Origin of the sequence: Prevotella sp. oral taxon 376 (assembly GCF_003043945.1) — a bacterium.
Classification (GTDB): Bacteria; Bacteroidota; Bacteroidia; order Bacteroidales; family Bacteroidaceae; genus Prevotella.
Genome location: NZ_PYXG01000002.1, coordinates 163,581 through 187,128 on the forward strand (window position 1 = coordinate 163,581; position 23,548 = coordinate 187,128).

A 23,548-nucleotide genomic window follows, 5' to 3' on the forward strand; every position below is an offset into this window, starting at 1 on the left:
ATTTGTGTATATCTAAAAGCAATCTTTCTGTTTTTCTTGTCCTATAAGGCTTTTGTAGAAATCTGTATAGGCATCGGTATTGCCATAACCAGGGAAATCAAGCAGGGGGATTTCCTTGTCCTTTGCATAGCCGAGAAGTTCTGCGTTGACATCCTTACCGCCCTCGATGACACCATCGCTGTAGTCAATTGCGAGTTTGCCCAATTCTAAAAAGTCAAATTTATCCTTATAATTCTTTAGCAAGTTGGATTTGGCATCACGGAATTCCAAACATTCCTTGAATCTGTCAGACAAGTTATCTGTCAGCTGTTTCTCATAAAGTGTCATAACCACCTTGCTGTTGGAGAACGAAGGCTCATCCTTGTAGGCCGTCTTTATATAGAAAGGAATAACGGCGGATATCCATCCGTGGCATACTACCAAGTCAGGAACCCAGCGGAGTTTCTTCACGGTTTCCAATACGCCGCGGGCATAGAAGATGGCGCGTTCGCCATTGTCAGAATATTCGACGCCTGCTTCGTTCTTTTCCATTTGCCGCTTCGAGAAATAGTCTTCGTTATCTATGAAATATACTTGGATACGGGAAGTTGGGATAGAGGCCACCTTGATGATCAGCGTGTGGTCGCTCTCATTGATAATAAGATTCATTCCAGAGAGACGGATTACCTCGTGCAACTGATTGCGGCGCTCATTGATGGTTCCCCATTTGGGCATGAAATTGCGAATCTCGAATCCAGCCTCTTGTGCCGTCTGGGGGAGCTCACGCCCCATAACCGACATTTCTGTTTCAGGTACAAAAGGGTTTATCTCCTGGTTGATGAATAATATTTTCTTTGCCATATCAGTTATAGTTGGTTATGCAAAGATACATTCTTTTTTTGAGAAAGCGTCCACTTTTGCTGTTTTTCAAACAAAAGTGAACGCTTTATTAGGGAATTTTTGTATTTTGCTTTTTATTTTTGCTTTTGTTGTAAATTTTACTCAATTACAACGAGAGCGTCTTCCTCGAGAACTGATTGTCCTGGCTTTACGCAGATAGCGGTAACCGTGCCGTCTTTTTCAGCTTCGATGTTGTTTGCCATTTTCATGGCCTCAAGGACCACAACGGTGTCGCCCGCCTTAACTTCCTGGCCAACAGTAACCTCAATACTTGTGATTGTGCCAGGAAGCGGCGCCTTGATGGCATTGGCCGTATTTACATTTGCTGCGGAAGCTGAAGTTTCTCCAGGCTCTTCTGCAGTTGGTTTGCCGAGCTCAACCTTTGCTTTCTCCGGTTCGGCAGTTTGCTCCATCTGCACCTTGTAGCTCTCTCCGTTCACGGTAACCTCAGCTACATTGTTCTCGTCGATTTCACCGATGGCAACTTTGTATTCCTTACCACCAATGGTATATTTAAATTCTTTCATTCCTCTTTATGGTTTTGGTGTTACACTCAAGAACTTTGCATTCCAGAGAGTGGGGCGTTGCTTGATCGTAATGAGCCCCGCTTCCTTGTCGTGCACATTGTTTCCCTGATATTCGAATATGGCCATGGCAATGGCTGCATATATGTTCTTATCCATCATCTTCAATTGATATTCATTTTTTCGGGTTACATAGGCATGCAGCCATGCTTCTTTGCCGGCAGACTCTGCTTCTTCGTCGCAAGGTGAGCCAGACCGCGACAGATGCGGAAACGGGTATTGCGAGGCTCGATAACATCGTCAATGTAGCCATATTGCGCAGCCTGATAGGGATTTGCAAAGAGCTCTGTATATTCTTCTTCCTTTTCTGCGAGGAAAGCCTTGACATCCTCTCCCGCATCCTTTTTGGCCTTGGCTTCCTTAGCCGAGAGGACGGCAACCGCCCCGGATGCGCCCATCACGGCAATCTCAGAAGTTGGCCATGCAAAGTTCAGGTCGGCACGCAATTGCTTGCATCCCATCACGATGTGGCTTCCGCCATAGCTCTTGCGGAGCGTAATGGTAATCTTTGGAACAGTAGCCTCACCATAGGCATAGAGCAATTGGGCTCCGTGAAGGATGACGGCATTATATTCCTGACCGGTGCCCGGCAGGAAGCCTGGCACATCCACAAGACTGACGATAGGAATGTTGAACGCGTCGCAGAAGCGCACGAAGCGTGCTCCTTTACGAGAGGCATTCGTGTCGAGAACGCCGGCATAGGCCGAAGGCTGGTTGGCAACGATGCCTACGCTCTGCCCGTTGAAGCGGGCAAAACCTGTGATGATATTCTTGGCGAATTTGGGTTGCACCTCAAAGAAATCACCATTGTCGGTAATGGCGGTGATGACTTTATACATGTCATAGGCCATATTGGGGTCGTCGGGGATGATTTCGTTGAGTAAATCGTCCTTGCGGTCAATCGGGTCGTTGCATTCCACGCGTGGAGCCTCTTCCATATTGTTAGATGGAATATAGGAGAGCAAGGTTTTGATCATCTCCATACATTCCTCTTCTGTCTTTGCCGTGAAAGTCGTAACGCCGCTTTTTGTGGCATGCACGGTTGCCCCACCGAGATGTTCGGCGTCAATGTCCTCGCCCGTTACGGTCTTTACAACCTTCGGTCCGGTAAGGAACATATATGAAGTCTGCTCCTTCATAAAGATGAAGTCGGTCAGAGCGGGGGAATAAACGGCACCTCCGGCACACGGCCCGAGGATGGCAGAGATCTGGGGAACCACGCCGCTTGCAAGGATGTTGCGCTCGAAGATCTCGCCATAGCCGGCAAGAGAGTTGATGCCTTCTTGGATACGGGCACCTCCAGAGTCGTTCATACAGATGACCGGCGCCCCCATGGTCATAGCCATATCCATGATTTTGCAGATCTTCTGTGCCATGGTCTCTGACAGCGAGCCGCCGTTCACGGTAAAGTCTTGGGCATAGACATATACCAGTCTTCCGTCGATGGTTGCCGAGCCGGCTACCACGCCGTCGCCATAATACTGCTTCTTTTCCATGCCGAAGTTATGGCAACGGTGCAGCTTGAACATGTCATATTCCTCGAAACTGCCCTCGTCGACCAGCATCTCGATTCTTTCCCGCGCCGTGTATTTGCCGCGGGCATGCTGTTTCTCGATGGCTTTTTCGCCGCCTCCAAGGCGGGCCTGCTCGCGTTTGGCAATCAGGTCCTTGATCTTTTCAACTTGTCTACTCATAATTGAATCTTATAGTTATTTCTTTATTGTGTTCCAAAACAGGCTTTTGAGTACAGGCCTCCTTGTGTCTAAAAAACATTGCAAAGGTACTAAGAATTCTTGATATATGAAAAAAGTTGGCTGTTTTTTAATAAAATAATGTAACCGTCCACACCTTTTGTTCCGGCATTGATGCCTATAGATAATGGGAGAAAACACATTTCTTCGGGCTGCTGCCGGCTGGTCATGAAGCGAAAGACGGCTTCCTTCCTTACGAAATCGGCGATTTCGTCCGACAATCTCGCCGATTTTGTAAACCGGTTGTCGGCATTTCTTGCTCTATGCAGCCCCTCCTGATGGGAATTCTCCTTAAGGGGAGAAAAACAAAAGTACGCCTTGAGCTCCCATGGAGATTTTTGCGATTTTAAGTTAAAACGGGAAATTCCACGAAAATATTTAAGTTTTTTAGCAAAAAATTTGGAATTAAAAATGTTTTTTAGTATTTTTGCCTCTATAAAAACAAAGATTGTTGACATAAGGTGAAGAATCTCTATCTTGTCATTTTAATGACCCTGTTTCTTTTTACGGCTTGTGAGCTTAAGCAGAGGCCGTATGGGGACGAAGATCATAATGCCCGCATTGAAGTGCTGCGTTATGACCGTTTGGAGAGCCGCTATCTCACCACCAGTGATTTTTCAGCCTTGCAAAGGATGAACACCGAGTTTCCCGTGGAGACCCGAACTTTGTTGGAGAAGGTTCTGCAGATTGGTGAAGTCAATGATCCGGAAATCAGTTCCAAGTTTCTTCGCTTCTTTCAGGATTCTACATTGCTGACGCTCATTTCCGACACGGAGGCCGAATATGCCAATATGGACGATTTGAACAAGGGATTGAATGCGGCTTTCGATTATTTGAAGGAGCAGATCCCGGGTCTTTCCATACCGCGGGTCTATGCGCAAATCGGCGCCTTGGATCAGAGCATCATCATAGGCGACAAGAGCATAGGGATTTGCCTGGACAAGTATATGGGCGAGAATTATCCGCTTTACGAGAAGTATTACAGCTATCAGCAGCGGGAGTCTATGACCCGCTCCTACATCGTTCCGGACTGCGTAACCTTCTATCTCTTGAGCCTTTATCCGATTCAAGATTTCGAAAGGCGTACCCAGCTCGAGCACGACCTTCATATGGCAAAGGTGATGTGGGTAACGAACCAGGCTTTGAAAACGCCATTCTTTAACACAGAATACACCCGTATCATAGATAATTTCATGACATTGCACAAGGGGCTGACGGTATCTGAACTGCTTGCCTTGGACGATTATTCCAAGATCATGCCTTGATAGATGCCGTTCTTTCTTAGGTAATTTGTCAGGAGATGCGTGAATTCAAAGTTCTTCAGTCCCCATTTCGGGGCTATGAGAAGGTCGGAAGGCGACTGGCTGACAAACCTTTCCAATACCAGGTCTTTCCGAAGAAACTGAATATACCGGGCTATCAGCTCGATGTATTCTTCCACGGAATAGAGATGGAATGGGTGTTCGGCATACATTCTTGCGAGCTTAGTCCCTTTGATTACCTGCATTTGGTGGATTTTCAGAATGTTGAGTGGGAGAGAAGATATAATAGGGGCTTGCCTTAACGACTCGTTGCAGTCTTCTCCCGGCAGGCCAAGGATGATGTGACCGCCTGTAATGATGCCCTTCTCGTGTGTTTTTCGGATGGTTTCTTCACAACATTTGAAGCCGTGTCCTCTATTTATCAGCTTGAGAGTTTCATCGTTTGCGCTCTCAATGCCGTACTCTACAATCAAGAAGGTCTTATGGCTTAATTCAGCTAAATAATCTAATAATTCGTCAGAAACACAATCAGGGCGCGTGCCAATTACAAGCCCCACGATATCAGGATCTTGCAGGGCTTCTTCATAGAGTCTCTTCAAGTCGTCTAACGGAGCATAAGTGTTTGTGAAGGCTTGAAAGTATGCGAGGTACTTCATGTCAGGATATTTCCGACCGAAGAATATCTTTCCTTCCCGGATTTGTTCTTTTATGCCTTTCCCAGGATTGCAATATGAGGGATTAAAAGTACGGTTGTCGCAATAGATACATCCTCTCTGAGAGATTCTCCCGTCCCTGTTAGGACAGGAAAAACCGGCGTCGATGGATATCTTCTGAACCTTAAATGGGAATTTAGAGTGGATCCAGGAACCGTAATCATTGAAATGTTTCCGCATATTCTGCCGCAAATTTACAAAAAAGAAACCAAAACACTGCTTGTTTGGCAATCTTTTAGTATCTTTGCAATAAAACAAATTAAGATATGATAAAGAAAGTTCTTTCGACCATGGCATTGCTTTTAGCGGTCTCTTCCGTTGCGGTAAGTGCGCAGAAAATGAGCATTAAAGACATCACTTCAGGAGCTTTTGCAGCCAAGACCATCAGCGGCATTTATCCTATTGATGGGACGGATCAGTATGCCCGCATATCTCAAGACGGCAAGCAGATTCTCCAGTACTCTTTCAAAACGGGCAAACAGACCGCCGTCTTATTTGATGTGGACAATACGATGGGGGAGAAAATAAGTCGTTTTGACAACTATATGTTCTCACCGAAAGGAGACAAAATGCTGATTGCCACTAATACCGAAAGAATCTATCGCCGATCCTATAAGGCTGATTTCTATATTTACAACATTAAAACGACAAAGCTTGAAAAACTTTCAGACAACGGCAAGCAGCAGGTGCCCTTATGGTCGCCAGACGGAAACCAGATAGCATTTGTCCGCAACAATAACCTCTTTCTCGTAAAACTGCTATATGACAACGCGGAAAGTCAAGTTACCAAAGATGGGAAATTCAATGAAATCATGAATGGTATCCCAGATTGGGTGAGCGAGGAAGAGTTCGGCTTCAACCGGGCCTTCTGCTTCAATGCGGATGGGACAATGCTCTGTTGGATTAAATACGACGAGCGGAAAGTCAAAACCTATTCCTTGCAGTTGTTTAAAGGGTTGCAGCCGGAGATGATGGAATTTGCCTCATACCCGGGAGATTACTCCTATAAGTACCCTAAAGCAGGTGAAGATAATTCGATCGTATCGGCGTGGAGCTATGATATAAAGAGCCATCAGACTTATAAACTGCAAATACCATTGGAGGCAGAAGGCTATATTCCACGAATCAAAATGACGGCCGACGCCTCGAAAATCATTGTCTACACGATGAACCGACACCAGGATGAGCTGAATCTTTACATGGTCAACCCTCGTTCGACTGTAGCCCGGTTGCTGATAAAGGAAGAATCGAAATGTTATGTGAAAGAAGAAGCTGTGGAAGGGGTGCTTGTGGGACACAGCACGATTCTTCTCCCCAGTGATCGTGATGGTTACATGCATCTCTACCTTTACAACATGGCAGGGACGCAGATCAGGAAGATTGGCGATGGCAATTATGACATAACGGATGTATACGGGTATGATGAAGCCACGGGAGATGTATATTATCAGGCTGCGGCAATAAGCCCTCACGATCGTCAGGTCTATGTTTCCCACAAGAACGGAAAGACGGAAAGGCTCACCGATAAGGAAGGCTGGAACACCGCGATGTTTTCCGGAGACTATAAATTCTTTATAAACACATGGAGCGATTACAATACACCTTATTTATATACACTGCGCGACCAGAACGGGAAAGTTCTTTCAATACTTGAGGACAATCAGGCCTTAAGGTCAAAGGTGGCTCAATATGGATGGACAAAGAAGGAAGCCTTCTCGTTTACGACACCCGAGGGGGTGAAACTTGACGGATGGATGATAAAGCCGGCAGGCTTTGACGCTTCCCGAAAATATCCCGTAATCATGCACCAGTATAGTGGTCCGGGCAGTCAGCAGGTCGTAAACTCATGGAGTGCCGGCAGCATGGGGCAGGGAGGGGCCTTTGATTATTATCTTGCGGAGCACGGCTTTATCGTCGTCTCTGTTGACGGACGAGGGACAGGAGGCCGTGGCTCGGGCTTCGAGAAGGCAGTCTATTTGAGAATGGGAGACCTGGAATCAAAGGATCAGGTGGAGGCAGCCCTGTGGCTGGGCAAGCAAAGCTATGTGGACAAAGACCGTATCGGCATCTGGGGGTGGAGCTTTGGAGGCTTCAACACCCTGATGAGCATGAGCGAAGGCCGCAATGTGTTTAGGGCAGGAGTGGCAATAGCTCCCCCCACAAACTGGAAGTTTTACGACACCATTTATACAGAGCGATACATGCGGACTCCAAAGGAGAACCCGGAAGGCTATGCCACCAATCCCATAGAGCGTGCCTCGAAGCTGCACGGCTCCCTGCTGATATGCCACGGAGTGGCCGATGACAATGTCCATCCGCAGAACAGTTTTGAGTATTCGGAGGCCTTGGTACAGGCAGACAAGGATTTTAAGGAACTGTTTTACACCAACCGCAATCATAGTATATATGGTGGCAATACGCGTAATCACTTGTTGCGTCAGGTGGCAAACTTCTTTATCAGTGAGCTGAAATAAGGCAGTAGGCAGCCAGAGCACATACGGTTGCCCCCGGAAAAGGCTGCATATAGCGTTCTTACACGCCGTGTGTAAACTCGTTACTCGTTGTCTGTAATGCGTTTACACACGGCGTGTAAGATTTGTGGAGGCGGCCTCAAGACGGGTGGTCTGCCGTTACCGTGAGTTCGGGACGCGGTCGCTGCGACCCGGCAAGGCCTGTTCCTTCACAACGATGCCGCTAAGATTTAAGGCTAATGAGGCAGGAAGTTTTTTGATTCTGCCCGTATCAAGTTTGTGGGCATAGCCTCTATGGAGGCAGGCAGGGAAGCTGATGCTGCCAGCCCCCTCGGCAGAAACCAGGGCTATACCGATATAATAGGTATGGCCTTTCTTGAAAACGATATTGTCGAGGAATCTTTGCGTGTAGTCTGTATTCTGGTGATCCTTGCCGCAGTGGATGTATATCGGCCTGTGTTGTACGGGGGCAATATTCCCTCCACATACTTCATAGGCCGTCAGGCGAAGGACGCAGGACTGGTAGGTGCACTTATCTATGTGCAGGGAGAACTGCCTCAAAAGGTAATTCTTGCCGGGTTTTATGACTGGGCCAAGCTCGTAATCGTAGAAATGATTGCCCCCATCTTCCGGATTTGTCGTGAACGCGGCATCCCCCGGCATCTTCATCCCCTGTCGCCCGACTTTAACTATCTTGGCTCTTGGAGCGGCAATGGTTACATCTCCAATCGTTTGAACCTTTTCTTCCAGACGCACATGAAGGCTTCCCGACCTGTACTGTGCATAGGGTATTGTCTGGGTCTTGTAACTTAAATGGCTGACAACAAGGTCCGACCTATGCCCCTCTGGTATCCGAAGCACGAAGTTGCCGTCTTTGTCGGAGATGGTGTACTGGCTGTCAACCCTAAGGCTGACATACTCGATGTGATGCCCGTCAGTATTCTTGACATCCCCAAAGATTGTTGTTTGGGCCGATGCCGGTACGGAAACTACAGCCATGGAAATGGCTATGAGAAGCTCTTTCTTCATCTTGCGACTACCAACATTCCGGTCAGAAGTGATAACGAGAAGGAGGCTCTCAGGCTATTCTTCCACGATTCCGGCTTTCACCCATTGCTGGGCGATGTCCTTTGCATCGGCAAGTGCCTTATCCTCTTTTACTTCATATTCCTCAAGAAGGAGCCGCTGGAGGGTCTCCGCCGTAAAGTCTTTCCCCTGGATTTTCTTCCAGAGATATGCGGAGCTTTCGTTCATACTGATGATGTTGCTGAAGTCTATGTTCTCCTTACCTTCTGCAACAATGATATTTTCCCCACACACTTCACGGAGATTAAAACCTGGTTTTGCTTTCATATTCTTATATCGGTTTGAAAAGTTTTAGCCATATTCGCCTGTAGGCGGCGAGCAGATAGCGGCGGATGGGGTAGAGCGCTCCCCATACAAGTGAGTAGAGTGTCCATTTGAGGCCGTTGGTCTTATCCATTTTTTCCCGACCCTTCCTGTAGAACCCTATGACAAAGCCCTTCACATCTTCTTTCGTGCAATGTTCGGTACTAAGGTTACCGTCTCCTCGTAGGATTACATCATTTCCACTAATCTTTATGACACGATGCAAGACAAAATGTTTGGGCTCAATCTCTGCCAATACGGCATCTCCCTTTTTAAAATCTTTTGCCTTTGCCATGAGTGCCTTGTCTCTGTTGTCCTCGAGAAACGGACGCATCGAGTAGCCCCTCAACCGTAAGGTTACGGTGTGCCCTTCGTCCATCATTTTCACGATTTCCGGCAGGAGCTCCGCATTAGAGAACTGGACTTCCCTTATCTCGATATTGCCTTGTTGCATACTTCTGCTGCTTCGCGGTTTGGCAGGCAATGTAATGTGTAAATGCCTGTTGTCTCGACCACCTTGGTGATGGTATTACAGATTCTGTTGTAGATGTCGATATCCCATTTCATGGCCGAGCACGACGGGAGGAAGGAGGTAAATGCCTCGACTGGGGGAAGCTTCTCGATGCTGTTGGCTTCTGCCCGGTCAATTCGAGTTATTGCTCCCAAACGAGCTTTTGCATTGCGATAGCATGGTGTCTTGCCGCTCCATGGACTGCCATAGATGAATGGCTCACCATCAATAATCCTTATAATGGGATTATCGTCATTCATTAAGTCGCAGCCAGACAGATAACGAAGCCACATGCTGACTTGTGTACTCTTTCCTGTTCCACTTTTGGCGATGAACGCATAGCCATATCCTTTCTGCCGAACCAGCGAGGCATGGATCAGCAACACCTGTTTCCTGCTCCCGGCAAAAGCAAAGATCAGCATGAGGGCATTGTTGAGTCCGAAGGAGCGCATGTTATAATTACCGTTTAGGGCACACTTGCATTCGCGGAAGTTCTTGTCGCTTTCTAACAGGCAGCAATCAGCTCCATTAATGTTTTTGATAATATATTGATACCCGCCATCATCTATCCTGTCTACGATCGTATCCCCATTACCTGTATCAAAAGCCCGGATTCGTTCCCTTCGTTTTTTTGGAATCGGCCTTAAAGAGTCATCTATCGTCAATTGGAAGAAAAGATCCCCTTTAAGCTCGTTTACCCGAAAGGGTTCGAAGGATGGAAGAAGAGTCATGGAATTAAGGCTACCTTCTTTGAAGATAATCCTTATATTCAGTTCAGCTATTTGGAAATGGTTGATGCTATCCATGAAACGGTGTTAGTGAAAAATACCTAACGGGACATAATTCAATCCCTTTATTGAGAATCGTCTGTAATCCGGTTTTCTTTGGGAAGCTTTTTCCCCTTCTTCTTGCTTTCGTCGATTTTAGGAGTTGGCAGTTCTGTTACTTGCTCTTCATGACCGACAACTTTGAATTTGAACTCGTTCCCTGTCAGATACTTAACCTTATAATGCCCATCCTTGGAATATCTCTTGCGTAACTTCACAAGTTTTTTCTCCGCATTCTTCAGAGTCAAGCTATATAAGATGATGCATGTGCGATGCTCCAATCCGATTGAGTTAAAATAATCGCGAAACTGGTCTGCATATTCAGTACGACCCGACAAGAACTTACTTTTGGATTCTATGGTGGCATTATCTATCTGTTGGACATCCGTGAAATAAACAGTAGAATCATTGAATGAAGCTGAAAATCCAAAAGCATATATGGTGGCTTTTTTATTAGATGCTGATACATTCATTGCGACCAATAGCATTAAGGCCGTAAATATCACTTTTAATCTCAATTCCAATTTACTTCCCATTTCTTTGATTTATTATTACCCTAAGTATGATTTCAAGAGTTTGTTCTTTGTATTCTTTCTAAGTTTGCGAATAGCTTTCTCTTTTATCTGTCGAACTCTTTCTCGAGTTAACTGAAATTTATCGCCAATTTCCTCTAATGTCATTTCGGGTTGATTGATACCGAAAAAGCACTCGATAATATTGCGCTCCCTCTCATTGAGAGTGGATAATGCCCTGGAAATTTCTTCTCTCAGAGAATCCATGACCAGTTCTTTGTCTGCCAAAGGAGCATCATTATTAGGAAGAATGTCCAACAGGCTGTTATCCTCTCCATCCATGAATGGCGCATCAACGGAAACATGGCGGTTGTTGTTCACTTTGAGGGCATCTTCTATTTTGTCTTCAGGCAAATCTATGTTTTCCGCAATCTCATCAATGCTTGGGCGGCGTTCATTTTCTTGCTCGAATTTATTGAGCAGCCGATTGATTTTATTGACAGAGCCCACTTGATTAAGGGGCAATCTTACAATGCGGCTTTGCTCTGCAATTGCCTGCAAAATGCTTTGACGAATCCACCATACGGCATACGAGATGAATTTAAACCCTCTGGTTTCGTCAAATTTCTCGGCAGCCTTAATTAGTCCGAGGTTTCCCTCGTTGATCAAGTCCGGTAAACTCAATCCCTGATTCTGATATTGCTTGGCAACAGAAACCACAAATCTCAAATTGGCTTTCGTCAGTTTTTCAAGTGCCTTATGGTCCCCTTCCCTGATTTTCTGAGCCAATTCCACCTCTTCCTCAACAGTGATAAGATCTTCCTGTCCTATTTCCTGCAAGTACTTATCGAGTGATTGGGTCTCTCGATTGGTGATGGATTTTGTGATTTTTAGCTGTCTCATTAGGCATCCGGTTTTATGCTTCAATGCAAATTTACTCAATTTACCTAATATGAGCAAATTTTTCCTTATCTTTTTACGAGAAGGGGGAACAATTATACATTGCTCCCCCCAATATGATATTTTACCTTTTCAGATTATTTATTCGTTAACTTGAACAGCAAAATAATCACGCTTACCGGTGGGCCAAATACCCTTAATATAGAGTACGGGGTCTTTGCTTGTAGATGCTTTTTTCACGGCATCCTGCAAGTCGGTAATGGTTTTGATAGAAGAGTCATTCGCATTCTGGATGATAAAACCGGCATTGATACCCGCATTCTTAAATGCGCCCTTCCCAACTTTCAATACTTGAAGACCATAAGCAATCCCCAGTTGCTCCTTAATCTCATTGCCAACAGGAGCAAAACTGCCGCCGAGCACATCGAGATCGGCCGTCTTAACAACTTTCGTGTTACCTTGGGCGTTTTTTAGAGTTACGGTCTTACTTATCTTTTTCTTGTTGCGGAGATAGGTTATGGTAACCTGATCCCCGGGACGCTTCTTTGCAAGCATTTCTTGCAGTTCTGCCATCTTCTTGACTTGCTTGCCATCAACACTGGTGATGACATCGCCCTTCTCAAGGCCTGCCGCGGCACCAGCTCCATCTGCATCCACTCCATTCACATAAATTCCATCGTTTGTTCCAAGGTCTGCCGTTACGCCCTTTTCTTTTTGGGCGTTGATATAGTTAAGTACATCCCCTCCGCTGATTCCAAGGACCGCACGCTGAACCGTACCGTATTTTTTCAAATCGTCCACAACCTTGTTCATGATAGATGTCGGAATAGCGAAGCCATAACCACTATAAGATCCAGTCTGTGAATAAAGCATGGCATTGATGCCGACAAGTTCCCCCTGCGTATTGACCAAAGCGCCTCCCGAGTTGCCCGGATTTATCGCTGCATCAGTCTGTATAAAGCTTTCTATTCCATTTGTACTGGCATATAGTGAACGAGCCTTAGCACTGACAATACCTGCGGTTACGGTGTTGTTCAAGCCATAGGGATTGCCTACTGCGATTACCCATTCGCCGACTCTCAGCTTGTCGGAGTCGCCGATGGGAAGAGTGGGAAGGTCCTTGCCATTGATTTTTATAAGTGCCAAGTCCGTCGAGGGATCAGTACCAATGATGCGTGCAGAGAACTCACGATTATCATTCAATGTTATTGTCAATTCATCAGCACCACTTACCACATGGTTGTTGGTAACGATATAGCCATCGGAACTGATAAGCACGCCACTTCCCGTAGCCTCTTTTTTGGGAGTTTGAATCTGCTGTTTGCGCGTGCCGCCCTGTCCCTGTCCGAATCCGAAGAAATCACCGAAAAAATCGTCAAATGGACTTGATTGCACATCTACAGTCTGTGTTTTTGAATTCTGAACATATTTGATATGTACGACAGCGGGCAAGGCTTTGTCCGTTGCGTATGTCAAGTCAACCGGCTGACCAGGTACGGCAGAAGGACTTGATGATTCTGCCGCATAAACCTTCATGAGTGAGCCTGCTGACAATCCCAATGCTACGACGCACATAGCCGCAAGCAAATACTTTGAAATCTTTTTCATACCTTAAAATATTTAATTAGTTTCTATTCTTTTTTCTACAAGTTTGGGAGGATGATTCCCGCCTTTACAGCAGTCATATCTGTTAAGACGCTTGCAATTCCCACTGTTTTGATTTAACTGCAAAAATAGGCGCAAAGTTTGTTAAACTGCCATTATGTCCATTATCTTTATTTCATTTTAACATTTCTTTTTCTTCGGTTAAGTTATCTTAATTTCGGCAACACTTAATTTTACATTCATTTATAATCTTGACAGCCCTTAAAGCCCAGCCGGCCAACGCCTCTTCTATTACTGTAGATGCAATTACATACATCCTGTTTTTATTTTTTGCCCCCAGAGTATTTGCTTTCTAAGAAAAAATACTATCTTTGCAACGGAATGGCAGACTCCCGGCTTTGTCGCTGGTCTTATGAAAGACGAGAGGAAAGTCCGGGCAACAGAGAGCACTCCACTTCCGAAAATAGAAGCTATTGGCGACAATAGGGTAAGGCAGAAGAGAATGACCGCCCGATACAATACTGAACTTCGCAAGGAGAACAGGCAAGTCGGGTGAGGGTGAGAAGGTGGTGTAAGAGACCACCGGGCAGTGGGTGATCACTGTGCCGTGCCGCTGGAGGTTGCAAGTTCATGTATACCATCGCCTGAGGGCTGCTCGCCCGAAGCTTTGCTGCGATGGAGGGTAGAATGCTTGAGGCGCAGGGCGACTTGCGCAGTAGATAAATGATGAAGCTCCTCTTTGAGGATACAGAACCCGGCTTATCAGGAGTCTGCTTTCCTTTTTTATGTCTCATCATCAATTTGTCCATTATGGAAGATAGCATCCTGAACGATTTTGAACACAGCGTAACCGATAAGATAAAGAAGTTCGGAAAGACGGCCGGTTTCCCCATGCCGGAAGATTACGGCATAACGAAAGAACTGCTGGACGACTACCTCTTTGACAAACAGGCGCTGATTGACAGTCTGGGGTCGGAAAAATCCCAATATACCCAGGCGGGCATACTGATTGTCCTTCCTGTCATTATCGCTGCTGCATTTCCCGAGGAAAGTCTTCCCGGAGGCGCGTTGGGCGGCTCGCTCATCTCAATAGCAATCGGAATTGTACTTGCCTTGCTGGTTGCCGGCATACAACGCCTCATTCGCAGGATTCGATTAAGGCGTCTGTACGACGCGAAAATAGAGAATTATATAGATAAGGTTCTTAATTACGAATAAGCTTACTATGGGTTTACCTGATTTTATGAAATACAAAGACAAGTTCACTCCAAAAGGATTTGTCGAGAAAATACAAAGAATTGCCAAGCGCGCCGGAGCCAAGATGGTCTACGGGGCACTCTTATTGTTCTATACCCTTGACAGCGACAAAGTGTCAGTGAAAGACAAGGCCATCATCATCGGGGCACTTGGCTATCTGATTTCTCCCGTGGATGTCATTCCCGACGCTATCCCACTGGCAGGGTTGAGCGACGATCTTGCCGTATTAATCTATGTAATTCATAAGGTATGGAACGAGGTCTCCGAGGAAGTTAAGGAAAAAGCAAAGGCCAAGCTGACCAAATGGTTTGACGAGGACGAAATCAAAGAAGCCGACAATCTTTTTCTTGAAGACCCTAATCAAGACCCCGTCTAACGCTCCTATTCAAGATTTTATCCCCTGTTTATTCACTAAAAATACATAAACACAACATGAAAGTTAGAAACATATTGGCACTAATGCTATTCGCGGGAATTTTCACTTCCAGCTGTTCCAATAAAAATGCGAACCAGAAAATTGCGCAGACAAGTCCGGATTCTGTTTCTGATAAGAAGCAGAACACAATGGAAATGACCCTGGAAATGTTTAATGAGCGGATTATGGACATGAAGAATAATCCCAATAAATGGGCCTATAAAGGTACTCGCCCGGCCATAATAGACTTTTATGCTACTTGGTGCGGCCCGTGTAAGATAACTGCGCCGATATTAGACTCTTTAGCTTTTGAATATAAAGGAAAACTTGAAGTGTATAAAGTCGATGTCGACAAACAGCGTGAATTGGCTTCCATGTTTGGAATAGAATCTATTCCCAGCCTGCTCTTCATCCCAATAAAGGGACAACCGCTGATGCAAGTCGGGGCTATGGGAAGAGCAGACCTTGAAAAAATCATCAAGGAAAAACTGCTCAAGTAATTAAGAAAACATCCTGCATCCCGCATTTATCCAAAACAGATAGATAAATGCGCTCCGTATCTGAAGTTGCCATAAGAAAGCGACAAACGGAAGACCTGCTTTATGGGATATAGACAGCTAAGCTATAAAAGGCGGCTTCCCATTCCACAAAATCGCCGAATTTGTCAGACGAAATCGGCGAAATTGTCGGACGAAATCGGCGATTTTGTCAAGCATAAGCTACTATCTGTTCGACAGGAAGATGGGAAAACGGGGGATAGAAAGCCTCTTTCTCATTTCCGGGCAACTATGAACTATCTGCTGATATCAAGAGTTGCCTTAATGCTGATAGCATTATTTGATTTTTAAAAATTCGCTTTCATATTCCATTTTTTATATTTATCTTTGCATCATGAAAGAAGTGAAGATTCGGGATTCTGTTCTTAAGGAAGCTGCCGAAGCCGGAATGGACGAGTTTGTGAAGGCCTTTCTGAAAGCAATTCACGAGGCAATAGGCGGCAATCTGAACGCGGAGAACATGCACGAGCTTAGCAGCGACCAAATAACCTTGCTCGGTTGGGAGGCCTTGCACGACGAGGTCATGGACGGTGGATTCGTTCAGCTGATTCATAATGGATGGGGAGCGTTCATCTTTCGCAATCCTTTTGACAAGGCCATTCGCGAGTGGGGCTTACCCCAATTGTGTAGTCTCATTCGGAAAGGGCATAAGCTCTACTTCGCGCATCATGACGAAATAGAGCGGGATTGTTCAGACGAGGAATTCATGGCCTTGTTTGAAAAACATCCTGCTTTCGACGAGCTCGACGATGAGTTCTTGGAACATGAGGAGGAGTTCACTGCTTCCATTGCTCATTATATTGACGAGCATATAGAGGATTTCGCAACGATAGAACAATGAACAAACAGGGGCAAGACATAAGAAAGAAAAGTCCTGTACAGATACGCAATAAGAAGGCGTCTTTTGAATATTACTTTGTCGACACCTATACCGCGGGGATGGTACTTACCGGAACGGAAATCAAGTCGATCCGCGCCGGCAAGGCCTCGCTCGTAGACTCCTATTGTGTTGTCGAAAAAGGGGAAATTTGGGTTCGGGGAATGAATATCAGTCCCTATTTCTACGGGTCTTTCAGCAATCACGAGGCCAAGGGCGACCGCAAATTACTACTCAACAAACGTGAGATACGCCGGCTGGAAGAAGCAAGCAAGGATGTCGGCTATACCATCGTTCCCACTCTCATCTTTATCGATGAGCACGGAAGAGCCAAGATGGACATAGCCTTGGCCAAGGGCAAGAAGGAATTTGACAAGCGCCAGACACTGAAGGAAAAGGAAGACCGGCGGGAGATGGACAAAGCCATGAAGCACTATTAATGGTGCTATAAGTTTGTTTTCTCAGAAAGTACACAGACATGTTCCTCGCTTTTATTTAAGTGAAATATTTTAAAAATACCGCACATCTTTTGGCGTTATATCTAAATTGAAGTAATTTTGCATCGGAATAAAAAAAGAAACGGATGTTTAAGAAGAAGAGAAGATGGCATTGCCTGCCGGGGCAGGAACCTACGGAACTTGACAAAACCATAATATATTGGGAGAATAAGGGGAAAGAAGTGCCAACGCGTGAGTTGGTGAAGACTCCTGAACAAATAGAGGGAATCCGTATTGCCAGTGCCGTTAATACGGGCTGTTTAGACGCTGTTGCTGCCGAAATTCATGTAGGAATGACAACCCAGGACATTGACGACATCTGCATGGAATATTGCAAAGAGCACAATGCGATACCAGCAAGTCTTAACTATGAAGGCTTCCCGAAAAGTGTATGCACCAGTATTAACGAGGTTGTTTGCCATGGTATTCCGAAGAAAGAAGATGTCCTTCAAGAGGGAGACATCGTCAATGTGGATATGACTTTGAGCGTAAACGGATATTTTGGGGACGCATCCCGCATGTTCGTTATCGGCGGAAAAACCACTCCAGAGAAAGAGAAGCTCGTTCGTGTAGCTAAGGAGTGCCTTGATATTGGCGCGGAGGCGGCAAAACCTTATTGCTTTGTCGGTGATATCGGGCATGCCATTCAGAAGCATGCGGAGAAAAACGGATTCAGCGTCGTGCGCGATTTGTGTGGGCATGGGGTAGGCCTTGCCATGCATGAAGAGCCGGATGTAATGCACTATGGGCACAGAGGGACGGGCATGCTGTTGGTTCCCGGCATGGTCTTTACCATTGAGCCAATGATCAATATGGGCACATGGAAAGTTTTTATAGATGCTGACGACCCGTATGGCTGGGAAGTTATCACCGCGGACGAGATGCCGTCGGCACAATGGGAGCACACCTTCCTGATGACCGATAACGGCGTTGAAATCTTAAGTTATTGAGAACATATGGCTGATATATATATATTAGGTATAGAATCCTCATGCGATGACACATCAGCGGCAGTGCTGAAGAATGGAGTGATATTGAGTAATGTTACCGCTTCGCAGGAAGTTCACCGTGCCTATGGCGGCGTTGTACCGGAGTTGGCCTCAAGGGCACACCAGCAAAATGTGGTCCCCGTGGTCGATCAAGCTCTGAAAAAGGCAGGGATAACCAAGGAGCAACTGAGCGCAATAGCATTTACGAGAGGTCCCGGGTTAATGGGATCACTATTGGTAGGTGTGAATTTTGCAAAAGGATTTGCCCGTTCGCTGGAGATTCCCTTGATTGATGTGAACCACTTGCAGGGGCATGTCATGGCACATTTCATCAAGGAAAATGAGGCCGACGACCATATGCCGCCGTTTCCATTCATCTGTTTGCTGGTCAGCGGAGGTAATTCCCAGATTGTCAAGGTGAACGCCTACAATGATATGGAAGTTCTCGGGCAGACCATAGACGACGCTGCTGGCGAGGCGATTGACAAGTGTGCAAAAGTTTTAGAGTGGGGCTATCCGGGCGGACCGGTTATAGACAAATATGCGCGGCAAGGTAATCCGCATGCCTTCAGGTTCTCTGAGCCTCATATCGAGGGTTTTGACTATAGCTTCTCAGGCTTTAAAACCTCGTTTCTATATAGTCTTCGCAAATGGATTGCCGATGATCCGAAATTTATCGAAAAGAATAAATTTGACTTGGCCGCAAGCATCGAGTTTACAATTGTAGATATTCTCATGAAGAAGTTGCGATTGGCTGTTAAAGAAACGGGGATAACCCATGTTGCCGTAGCGGGAGGCGTATCGGCCAATAACGGTCTGCGCAATGCTTTTAAGGAGCACGCGGAAAAGTACGGATGGACAATTTACATCCCTAAGTTCAGCTATACGACTGACAATGCGGCGATGATAGCCTGTGTGGGAACATTTAAATATCTTGATGAAGATTTTGCGACTATCAACCTTCCCGCCTTTTCAAAAGTAACATTCAAATAAGATGGAATTCGAAACAAAAATAATCAGTAAAGAGATATTGAACACTCTTTATGACAATGGAAAAACCCTTGGAACAGCGGAAAGTTGTACAGGTGGGCGTATTGCGGAAGCTATCATTTCTGTGCCCGGAGCTTCTAATTATTTCAAGGGGGGCATTATCTCCTATGACAACGAAGTGAAAGAACGCCTTCTGCATGTATCGCATGAGATTCTTGAAAACAAGACGGCCGTGTGTGAAGAGGTAGCTGTTCAGATGGTGAAAGGTGCCTGTGCGGCTCTGAATTGCGATTACGCGATTTCCATTACAGGCATTGCGGGTCCGGGAGGAGGCACTCCGGAAATCCCGGTTGGTACGATTTGGATTGCCTATGGATCGATGGAAGAGGTGCGTACTTTTAAGTTGACGGAGGATCAGGGTCGCGATACCAACCTCGCAATAGCCACGAACAAGGCCCTCAAGCTATTTTTGGATTACTACAAAGAGCAGAATCCGCCGGTTGAAGAGACTGAAAAATAAAAAAATACTTAATAAAAAGATTCTTTAAAGAATTATTTGGTTAATTCCGAAAATATTTGTAACTTTGCAACCTGTTTGGAATAAGTATCAAAATTAGAAACAAAAAATTATAGATAGCAATGTCTAAGATTTGTCAGATTACAGGAAAGAAGGCACAAATAGGTAATAATGTGTCTCACTCAAAGCACCGTACAAAGCGGAGTTTTGATGTAAATCTTTTCAGCAAAAAGTTCTACTATGTAGAGGAGGAGTGCTGGATTAGCCTCAAGATCAGTGCAGCTGGTCTTCGTCTTATTAACAAAGTTGGTCTGGATGCTGCCCTCCGGCAGGCTGTTGCGAAGGGTTATGTAGACTGGAAAGACATTAAAGTTATAGGAGATTAATCACCATGGCAAAGAAAGCGAAAGGCAATAGGGTTCAGGTTATCCTCGAATGCACGGAAATGAAAAACAGTGGTCTTCCGGGGACAAGCCGTTATGTTACGACGAAGAACCGCAAGAACACTCCTGAACGCATGGAATTGAAGAAGTATAATCCGATTCTTAAGAAGATGACTCTTCATAAGGAAATAAAGTAATAGAGGAGATTTTAAACTATGGCAAAGAAAGCGGTAGCTACCTTGCACGAAGGCTCAACTGACGGCCGTGCTTACACGAAGGTAATTAAGATGGTTAAGAGCCCTAAGACCGGTGCTTATGTTTTTGATGAGCGGATGGTTCCCAATGAAGCTGTTAAAGACTTCTTCAAAGACTAACATATAAGTCAAGTTATATAAGACGAGGCTGCAGGCAATGCCTGCAGCCTCGTCTTTCGCTATTAAATGTGATTCTTACCAAATCTTACAAGCTGTCTGTACCCATAATGCAGACAGCCTATGCTCTTTATGCATAATAACCTTCCCCGAACAAAAATCCGTCGCAAGGATTGCGGAATGTCCTTGTCGGCATAGCTATTGAATATTTGTCGAGAGACATGGAAGGATCTCTGACAAATATTCTTGCTCAAAGTTTGGAGTAAAGACATTCTTCCCGATGTTTTCAAGAATTTCTGTCTGACTCCAAAAGCGCCCTCCAGAAAGCTCTTTTTCACTGGGTTTGACAGGACCATCATAAATGCAGCGGTTGACATACACCAACTCTTTCTCTTTCTTGCTCTCAAATATATAACAGCCCATCGCGACAGGCGTGAACTCTGTAATTCCCAATTCCTCCATGGCTTCGCGTCTAAGGGATGAGACAATGTCTTCTCCCAAATTCACATGCCCTCCCACGGCAGTGTCCCATTTGCCTGGTTGAATATCCTTCCATGTGGGGCGCTTTTGGAGGTAGAGTTCCCCATGACTATTGAAAACATGCAAGTGAACAACGGGATGCAATATCTTGCATCCGTCATGGGCGTGTTCCCGGGATATGGTTCCGAGAAAATCTCCATTTCTGCTGACTACTGGAAAAAGCTCGTAACGATTGTCTTTCATAGTTGCGCAGAGAAAGTGAAACAATCTTTGAAGCTTTCTTTTAGGCCATGAGGTTTTTCTCTGAATATGCCGAAGAGTGCGCTTCCACTTCCAGACATCTGCGCATAGCTTGCCCCGAAATCATAGAGACGCTCTTTGATGGCTTTCAATTCTGGATGCTTCAAAAAGACAGACTGTTCAAAGTCGTTGATAAGGTCGTCTTTCCAGGTCTCAATAGGCTGCCTTACAACCATTCGGCAATTCTTAGAAGGTTGTTTAGGGGTTATCATCTGATAGGCTTCTCTCGTCGAGACAGCAATATCTGGTTTGACAATAGCGATATAATACCCCTCCAAATTTCCCCAAGGACCGTCTGCGGGCTCAAGTTCATTCCCAATGCCGGAGGCAAATGCTGGCTCTGCCGTGATGAAGAAGGCACAGTCAGCACCCAGTTTTGCAGCATAACGCTCCATCTCTGCTATTCCTATGTTCAGCCGGAAACGCTCATCCAGCAGTCTAATCATGAAAGCTCCATCACTTGAACCTCCGCCCAGCCCGGCCTGTGAGGGAATCCGCTTATATAAATAGGCATGTACGCGAGGGATCTTGAAATCATTAGCAATCAGCTCATAAGCTTTGACAACCAGATTTTGGCGCTCGTTGCAGTCAACTATATTCCCTGTAACTTTCAAATCGCATGATACATCTGAAAGAAACTCATCACTCATACTCTTTATCTCAAGTACATCCGTCAGCGGGATAGGATAGAACACTGTCTCAAGATTATGGTATCCGTCAGGGCGTTCTGATATGATATTTAACCCAAGATTGATCTTGGCACAGGGAAATGTAATCATAAGCAAAAGATTTATTTTATTTCTTACAAAAATACAAAATTATCATGACTAATGATAGGAAACTCTAAACTTTTTATTAATTTTGTGTTCTAAACATGTGTGAAATGCTAGGCAACAATACGAATAATAGCAATCGCAGACATTCATCGGTACCAATCGATTCTTCTTATGGACATCTTCAGCCACAGGCTTTAGACATAGAGAAATTGGTTTTGGGTGCTTTGATGATAGATCGGGATGCCTTTTCCATGGTCTCCGAGATTTTGCATCCGGAAACATTCTACGAGCCCCGACATCAAAAGATTTATCAAGCCATTCAAACTTTGAATCTTGAAGAGCATCCCGTTGATATCTCTACTGTTACGGAGCAGTTGAAGAAGGACGGTACCTTGGAAGATGTCGGCGGTCCCATGTATATTCTGGAGCTGTCGCATAATGTGGCATCTTCCGCACACATTGAATATCATTCACATATCCTTGCTCAGAAGTTTTTGGCTCGTCAGCTTATATCTTATGCCTCCCGCATCGAGACATCAGCCTTTGACGAAACCATAGATGTAGAGGAACTGATGCAGACTGCCGAAGGGCAGTTGTTTGAGTTATCGCAGAAAAACATGCGCCAGGATTATATCCAGATAGATCCTGTCGTCAAGCAGGCCATAGATATTCTGACCCAAGCATCGGCAAATGCTGGCGGCATGACGGGTATACCTTCTGGTTTCACGAAGCTTGACGAAATAACTTCCGGATGGCAAAAGTCAGACCTTGTCATTATTGCTGGCCGACCGGCCATGGGTAAAACTTCCTTTGCTTTAAGCATAGCGAAAAATATCGCCGTGGATTATAATCGCCCGATAGCCTTCTTCTCACTTGAGATGAATAATGTGCAGCTGGTAAACCGCCTGATATCCAATACTTGCGAGATTGCCGGAAATAAAATTTTGAATGGTCAGCTGTCGCCCGATGAATGGGAGCGCCTCGACAAAAATCTTAATAGACTCATGGGAAGACCTCTCTATATAGATGATACTCCTGCGCTGTCTATCTTCGAGCTTCGGACAAAGGCCCGGAGACTGGTTCGAGAACAGGGGGTGCAGATTATCATGATCGACTATCTACAGCTGATGAATGCCAATGGGGCGAGATTTGGTAATCGACAAGAAGAAGTTTCCACTATCTCTCGATCGCTGAAAGGGCTTGCCAAAGAGTTGGATATACCCATTCTCGCCTTATCGCAGTTGAACCGTACCGTAGAGAATCGAGATGGAGCTGACGGTAAACGCCCACAGCTGAGCGACCTTCGCGAGTCTGGTGCTATTGAACAAGATGCCGATATGGTATTGTTCGTACATCGCCCTGAATATTATCATATATTTGACGATGGGAACGGACATGACCTTCACGGAATGGCTCAAATCATTATAGCCAAGCACCGCAAGGGTGCCACAGGGGATGTGTTGTTGAACTTTAAGGGACAATATACTCGCTTTGACAATCCTGATGCCAATCAGTTTAACAGCGGACCTGACCAAGGTGGCGAAATCCTGGGAAGCAAAATGAATGGGGAAGAAACTCTTTTGCCTCTTCCTTTGCCTTCAGACGAGGATGTGCCATTCTGACAAAAAACTCCAATTTGCTACCAAATAGCACGAGAAAGTAATCGTTTTCTTGTTTATTGCGTAAAAAACAACTATCTTTGTCAAATCCTTATTCGTCAAAAGAATTTAACTTG

29 protein-coding genes and 1 other RNA gene are annotated in these 23,548 nt (G+C 45.4%); 15 read left to right on the plus strand and 15 right to left on the minus strand.

Annotated elements, in window-relative coordinates; genetic code table 11:
• Positions 1–12: 12 nt before the first annotated feature.
• The 5 genes from C7120_RS10140 to C7120_RS10155 all read right to left on the minus strand — a co-directional run bounded on the left by C7120_RS10140 (position 13) and on the right by C7120_RS10155 (position 3,672).
• On the minus strand, positions 13–840 hold the full coding sequence (locus tag C7120_RS10140; protein ID WP_107621574.1) for a glycogen/starch synthase: 828 nt from the start codon (positions 838–840) through the stop codon (positions 13–15).
• Between the two features lie 137 nt (positions 841–977).
• Positions 978–1,406 carry a biotin/lipoyl-containing protein gene (locus C7120_RS10145; protein WP_107621575.1) on the minus strand — a complete coding sequence of 143 codons (429 nt, stop codon included), beginning with the start codon at positions 1,404–1,406 and terminating at the stop codon, positions 978–980.
• Positions 1,407–1,412: 6 nt separating this feature from the next.
• Complete coding sequence (locus tag C7120_RS13975; RefSeq protein ID WP_158267371.1) at positions 1,413–1,565, minus strand: hypothetical protein; 153 nt, start codon at positions 1,563–1,565, stop codon at positions 1,413–1,415.
• 26 nt (positions 1,566–1,591) lie between these two features.
• Positions 1,592–3,157, minus strand: a complete 1,566-nt coding sequence (locus C7120_RS10150; protein ID WP_107621576.1) for an acyl-CoA carboxylase subunit beta — start codon at positions 3,155–3,157, stop codon at positions 1,592–1,594.
• A gap of 89 nt (positions 3,158–3,246) precedes the next feature.
• Positions 3,247–3,672, minus strand: coding sequence for a hypothetical protein (locus C7120_RS10155; protein ID WP_107621577.1), 426 nt, complete (start codon positions 3,670–3,672; stop codon positions 3,247–3,249).
• 3 nt (positions 3,673–3,675) lie between these two features.
• On the opposite strand from C7120_RS10155, the gene C7120_RS10160 reads away from it, so the two are divergent.
• Positions 3,676–4,479 carry a gliding motility protein GldB gene (locus C7120_RS10160; protein ID WP_107621578.1) on the plus strand — a complete coding sequence of 268 codons (804 nt, stop codon included), beginning with the start codon at positions 3,676–3,678 and terminating at the stop codon, positions 4,477–4,479.
• Here the strand turns inward: C7120_RS10160 and C7120_RS10165 are convergent.
• Positions 4,458–5,369 (minus strand): TIGR01212 family radical SAM protein, encoded by a 912-nt coding sequence (locus tag C7120_RS10165; RefSeq protein WP_107621579.1) that lies wholly within the window; start codon positions 5,367–5,369, stop codon positions 4,458–4,460. The genes C7120_RS10160 and C7120_RS10165 overlap by 22 nt on opposite strands.
• Before the next feature lie 86 nt (positions 5,370–5,455).
• On the opposite strand from C7120_RS10165, the gene C7120_RS10170 reads away from it, so the two are divergent.
• Entirely contained in the window at positions 5,456–7,663 is a 2,208-nt protein-coding gene (locus C7120_RS10170; protein ID WP_107621580.1) for a S9 family peptidase, read from the plus strand.
• A 156-nt stretch (positions 7,664–7,819) separates the two neighbouring features.
• Here C7120_RS10170 and C7120_RS10175 read toward each other — a convergent pair whose 3' ends face one another.
• The 7 genes from C7120_RS10175 to C7120_RS10205 form a co-directional block, all read right to left on the minus strand.
• Positions 7,820–8,689, minus strand: a complete 870-nt coding sequence (locus tag C7120_RS10175; protein WP_107621581.1) for a hypothetical protein — start codon at positions 8,687–8,689, stop codon at positions 7,820–7,822.
• Between the two features lie 54 nt (positions 8,690–8,743).
• Positions 8,744–9,013: a PqqD family protein gene (locus C7120_RS10180; RefSeq protein ID WP_107621582.1), complete on the minus strand. Its 270-nt coding sequence runs from the start codon at positions 9,011–9,013 to the stop codon at positions 8,744–8,746.
• Between the two features lie 4 nt (positions 9,014–9,017).
• Positions 9,018–9,503, minus strand: a complete 486-nt coding sequence (locus C7120_RS10185; protein WP_107621583.1) for a S24/S26 family peptidase — start codon at positions 9,501–9,503, stop codon at positions 9,018–9,020.
• Positions 9,479–10,366 (minus strand): hypothetical protein, encoded by an 888-nt coding sequence (locus tag C7120_RS14055; RefSeq protein WP_199220696.1) that lies wholly within the window; start codon positions 10,364–10,366, stop codon positions 9,479–9,481. Before C7120_RS14055 ends, C7120_RS10185 begins: the two co-directional genes overlap by 25 nt.
• Positions 10,367–10,413: 47 nt before the next feature.
• Positions 10,414–10,923 carry a hypothetical protein gene (locus tag C7120_RS10195; protein WP_146154257.1) on the minus strand — a complete coding sequence of 170 codons (510 nt, stop codon included), beginning with the start codon at positions 10,921–10,923 and terminating at the stop codon, positions 10,414–10,416.
• A 15-nt stretch (positions 10,924–10,938) separates the two neighbouring features.
• Positions 10,939–11,802 carry an RNA polymerase sigma factor RpoD/SigA gene (locus C7120_RS10200; RefSeq protein WP_107621585.1) on the minus strand — a complete coding sequence of 288 codons (864 nt, stop codon included), beginning with the start codon at positions 11,800–11,802 and terminating at the stop codon, positions 10,939–10,941.
• Between the two features lie 138 nt (positions 11,803–11,940).
• The gene (locus tag C7120_RS10205; RefSeq protein ID WP_107621586.1) at positions 11,941–13,407 is read right to left on the minus strand and encodes a S1C family serine protease; all 1,467 of its coding nucleotides are present in this window, start codon (positions 13,405–13,407) and stop codon (positions 11,941–11,943) included.
• A 381-nt stretch (positions 13,408–13,788) separates the two neighbouring features.
• Between C7120_RS10205 and rnpB the strand changes: the two genes are divergently transcribed.
• The 12 genes from rnpB to C7120_RS10265 all read left to right on the plus strand — a co-directional run bounded on the left by rnpB (position 13,789) and on the right by C7120_RS10265 (position 20,260).
• An RNA gene (gene rnpB, locus C7120_RS10210) (RNase P RNA component class A) lies at positions 13,789–14,182 on the plus strand.
• A gap of 32 nt (positions 14,183–14,214) precedes the next feature.
• On the plus strand, positions 14,215–14,622 hold the full coding sequence (locus C7120_RS10215; RefSeq protein WP_233247087.1) for a hypothetical protein: 408 nt from the start codon (positions 14,215–14,217) through the stop codon (positions 14,620–14,622).
• Between the two features lie 7 nt (positions 14,623–14,629).
• Complete coding sequence (locus tag C7120_RS10220) at positions 14,630–15,037, plus strand: YkvA family protein (protein WP_107621587.1); 408 nt, start codon at positions 14,630–14,632, stop codon at positions 15,035–15,037.
• A gap of 56 nt (positions 15,038–15,093) precedes the next feature.
• On the plus strand, positions 15,094–15,576 hold the full coding sequence (trxA, locus tag C7120_RS10225; protein WP_107621588.1) for a thioredoxin: 483 nt from the start codon (positions 15,094–15,096) through the stop codon (positions 15,574–15,576).
• 391 nt (positions 15,577–15,967) lie between these two features.
• Positions 15,968–16,474, plus strand: coding sequence for a DMP19 family protein (locus C7120_RS10230; RefSeq protein WP_107621589.1), 507 nt, complete (start codon positions 15,968–15,970; stop codon positions 16,472–16,474).
• On the plus strand, positions 16,471–16,950 hold the full coding sequence (gene smpB, locus C7120_RS10235; protein ID WP_107621590.1) for an SsrA-binding protein SmpB: 480 nt from the start codon (positions 16,471–16,473) through the stop codon (positions 16,948–16,950). Before C7120_RS10230 ends, smpB begins: the two co-directional genes overlap by 4 nt.
• Before the next feature lie 143 nt (positions 16,951–17,093).
• Entirely contained in the window at positions 17,094–17,957 is an 864-nt protein-coding gene (gene map / locus C7120_RS10240; protein WP_107621591.1) for a type I methionyl aminopeptidase, read from the plus strand.
• A gap of 6 nt (positions 17,958–17,963) precedes the next feature.
• Positions 17,964–18,989, plus strand: coding sequence for a tRNA (adenosine(37)-N6)-threonylcarbamoyltransferase complex transferase subunit TsaD (gene tsaD, locus C7120_RS10245; RefSeq protein ID WP_107621592.1), 1,026 nt, complete (start codon positions 17,964–17,966; stop codon positions 18,987–18,989).
• Between the two features lies 1 nt (position 18,990).
• Positions 18,991–19,506, plus strand: coding sequence for a CinA family protein (locus tag C7120_RS10250; RefSeq protein WP_107621593.1), 516 nt, complete (start codon positions 18,991–18,993; stop codon positions 19,504–19,506).
• 119 nt (positions 19,507–19,625) lie between these two features.
• Complete coding sequence (gene rpmB / locus C7120_RS10255; protein ID WP_107621594.1) at positions 19,626–19,889, plus strand: 50S ribosomal protein L28; 264 nt, start codon at positions 19,626–19,628, stop codon at positions 19,887–19,889.
• Positions 19,890–19,894: 5 nt separating this feature from the next.
• Positions 19,895–20,083 carry a 50S ribosomal protein L33 gene (gene rpmG / locus C7120_RS10260; RefSeq protein ID WP_092111173.1) on the plus strand — a complete coding sequence of 63 codons (189 nt, stop codon included), beginning with the start codon at positions 19,895–19,897 and terminating at the stop codon, positions 20,081–20,083.
• Between the two features lie 18 nt (positions 20,084–20,101).
• A complete protein-coding gene (locus C7120_RS10265) occupies positions 20,102–20,260 on the plus strand; it encodes a DUF4295 domain-containing protein (RefSeq protein WP_107621595.1) in 159 nt (52 codons plus the stop codon).
• A 195-nt stretch (positions 20,261–20,455) separates the two neighbouring features.
• Here C7120_RS10265 and C7120_RS10270 read toward each other — a convergent pair whose 3' ends face one another.
• Both C7120_RS10270 and ispE read right to left on the minus strand, forming a co-directional pair.
• Positions 20,456–20,980, minus strand: a complete 525-nt coding sequence (locus tag C7120_RS10270) for an NUDIX domain-containing protein (protein WP_107621596.1) — start codon at positions 20,978–20,980, stop codon at positions 20,456–20,458.
• Entirely contained in the window at positions 20,977–21,816 is an 840-nt protein-coding gene (gene ispE / locus C7120_RS10275; protein ID WP_107621597.1) for a 4-(cytidine 5'-diphospho)-2-C-methyl-D-erythritol kinase, read from the minus strand. The genes C7120_RS10270 and ispE overlap by 4 nt, the downstream gene beginning before the upstream one ends.
• A 104-nt stretch (positions 21,817–21,920) precedes the next feature.
• On the opposite strand from ispE, the gene dnaB reads away from it, so the two are divergent.
• Positions 21,921–23,435 (plus strand): replicative DNA helicase, encoded by a 1,515-nt coding sequence (gene dnaB / locus C7120_RS10280; RefSeq protein WP_107621598.1) that lies wholly within the window; start codon positions 21,921–21,923, stop codon positions 23,433–23,435.
• The last annotated feature ends 113 nt before the right edge of the window (positions 23,436–23,548 follow it).

Excerpts from the sequence above, each read along its gene's own strand:
- C7120_RS10205 (WP_107621586.1), bottom strand. The coding sequence starts at position 13,407 with ATGAAAAAGATTTCAAAGTATTTGCTTGCGGCTATGTGCGTCGTAGCA.
- dnaB (WP_107621598.1), top strand. The coding sequence starts at position 21,921 with ATGCTAGGCAACAATACGAATAATAGCAATCGCAGACATTCATCGGTA.
- C7120_RS10270 (WP_107621596.1), bottom strand. The coding sequence starts at position 20,980 with ATGAAAGACAATCGTTACGAGCTTTTTCCAGTAGTCAGCAGAAATGGA.
- C7120_RS10200 (WP_107621585.1), bottom strand. The coding sequence starts at position 11,802 with ATGAGACAGCTAAAAATCACAAAATCCATCACCAATCGAGAGACCCAA.
- tsaD (WP_107621592.1), top strand. The coding sequence starts at position 17,964 with ATGGCTGATATATATATATTAGGTATAGAATCCTCATGCGATGACACA.
- C7120_RS14055 (WP_199220696.1), bottom strand. The coding sequence starts at position 10,366 with ATGGATAGCATCAACCATTTCCAAATAGCTGAACTGAATATAAGGATT.
- C7120_RS10215 (WP_233247087.1), top strand. The coding sequence starts at position 14,215 with ATGGAAGATAGCATCCTGAACGATTTTGAACACAGCGTAACCGATAAG.
- C7120_RS10165 (WP_107621579.1), bottom strand. The coding sequence starts at position 5,369 with ATGCGGAAACATTTCAATGATTACGGTTCCTGGATCCACTCTAAATTC.
- C7120_RS10230 (WP_107621589.1), top strand. The coding sequence starts at position 15,968 with ATGAAAGAAGTGAAGATTCGGGATTCTGTTCTTAAGGAAGCTGCCGAA.
- ispE (WP_107621597.1), bottom strand. The coding sequence starts at position 21,816 with ATGATTACATTTCCCTGTGCCAAGATCAATCTTGGGTTAAATATCATA.
- rpmG (WP_092111173.1), top strand. The coding sequence starts at position 19,895 with ATGGCAAAGAAAGCGAAAGGCAATAGGGTTCAGGTTATCCTCGAATGC.
- C7120_RS10195 (WP_146154257.1), bottom strand. The coding sequence starts at position 10,923 with ATGGGAAGTAAATTGGAATTGAGATTAAAAGTGATATTTACGGCCTTA.
- C7120_RS10220 (WP_107621587.1), top strand. The coding sequence starts at position 14,630 with ATGGGTTTACCTGATTTTATGAAATACAAAGACAAGTTCACTCCAAAA.
- rpmB (WP_107621594.1), top strand. The coding sequence starts at position 19,626 with ATGTCTAAGATTTGTCAGATTACAGGAAAGAAGGCACAAATAGGTAAT.
- C7120_RS10170 (WP_107621580.1), top strand. The coding sequence starts at position 5,456 with ATGATAAAGAAAGTTCTTTCGACCATGGCATTGCTTTTAGCGGTCTCT.
- C7120_RS13975 (WP_158267371.1), bottom strand. The coding sequence starts at position 1,565 with ATGATGGATAAGAACATATATGCAGCCATTGCCATGGCCATATTCGAA.
- C7120_RS10250 (WP_107621593.1), top strand. The coding sequence starts at position 18,991 with ATGGAATTCGAAACAAAAATAATCAGTAAAGAGATATTGAACACTCTT.
- C7120_RS10140 (WP_107621574.1), bottom strand. The coding sequence starts at position 840 with ATGGCAAAGAAAATATTATTCATCAACCAGGAGATAAACCCTTTTGTA.
- map (WP_107621591.1), top strand. The coding sequence starts at position 17,094 with ATGTTTAAGAAGAAGAGAAGATGGCATTGCCTGCCGGGGCAGGAACCT.
- C7120_RS10180 (WP_107621582.1), bottom strand. The coding sequence starts at position 9,013 with ATGAAAGCAAAACCAGGTTTTAATCTCCGTGAAGTGTGTGGGGAAAAT.
- C7120_RS10145 (WP_107621575.1), bottom strand. The coding sequence starts at position 1,406 with ATGAAAGAATTTAAATATACCATTGGTGGTAAGGAATACAAAGTTGCC.
- C7120_RS10265 (WP_107621595.1), top strand. The coding sequence starts at position 20,102 with ATGGCAAAGAAAGCGGTAGCTACCTTGCACGAAGGCTCAACTGACGGC.
- C7120_RS10175 (WP_107621581.1), bottom strand. The coding sequence starts at position 8,689 with ATGAAGAAAGAGCTTCTCATAGCCATTTCCATGGCTGTAGTTTCCGTA.
- C7120_RS10150 (WP_107621576.1), bottom strand. The coding sequence starts at position 3,157 with ATGAGTAGACAAGTTGAAAAGATCAAGGACCTGATTGCCAAACGCGAG.
- trxA (WP_107621588.1), top strand. The coding sequence starts at position 15,094 with ATGAAAGTTAGAAACATATTGGCACTAATGCTATTCGCGGGAATTTTC.
- C7120_RS10155 (WP_107621577.1), bottom strand. The coding sequence starts at position 3,672 with ATGTCAACAATCTTTGTTTTTATAGAGGCAAAAATACTAAAAAACATT.
- C7120_RS10185 (WP_107621583.1), bottom strand. The coding sequence starts at position 9,503 with ATGCAACAAGGCAATATCGAGATAAGGGAAGTCCAGTTCTCTAATGCG.
- smpB (WP_107621590.1), top strand. The coding sequence starts at position 16,471 with ATGAACAAACAGGGGCAAGACATAAGAAAGAAAAGTCCTGTACAGATA.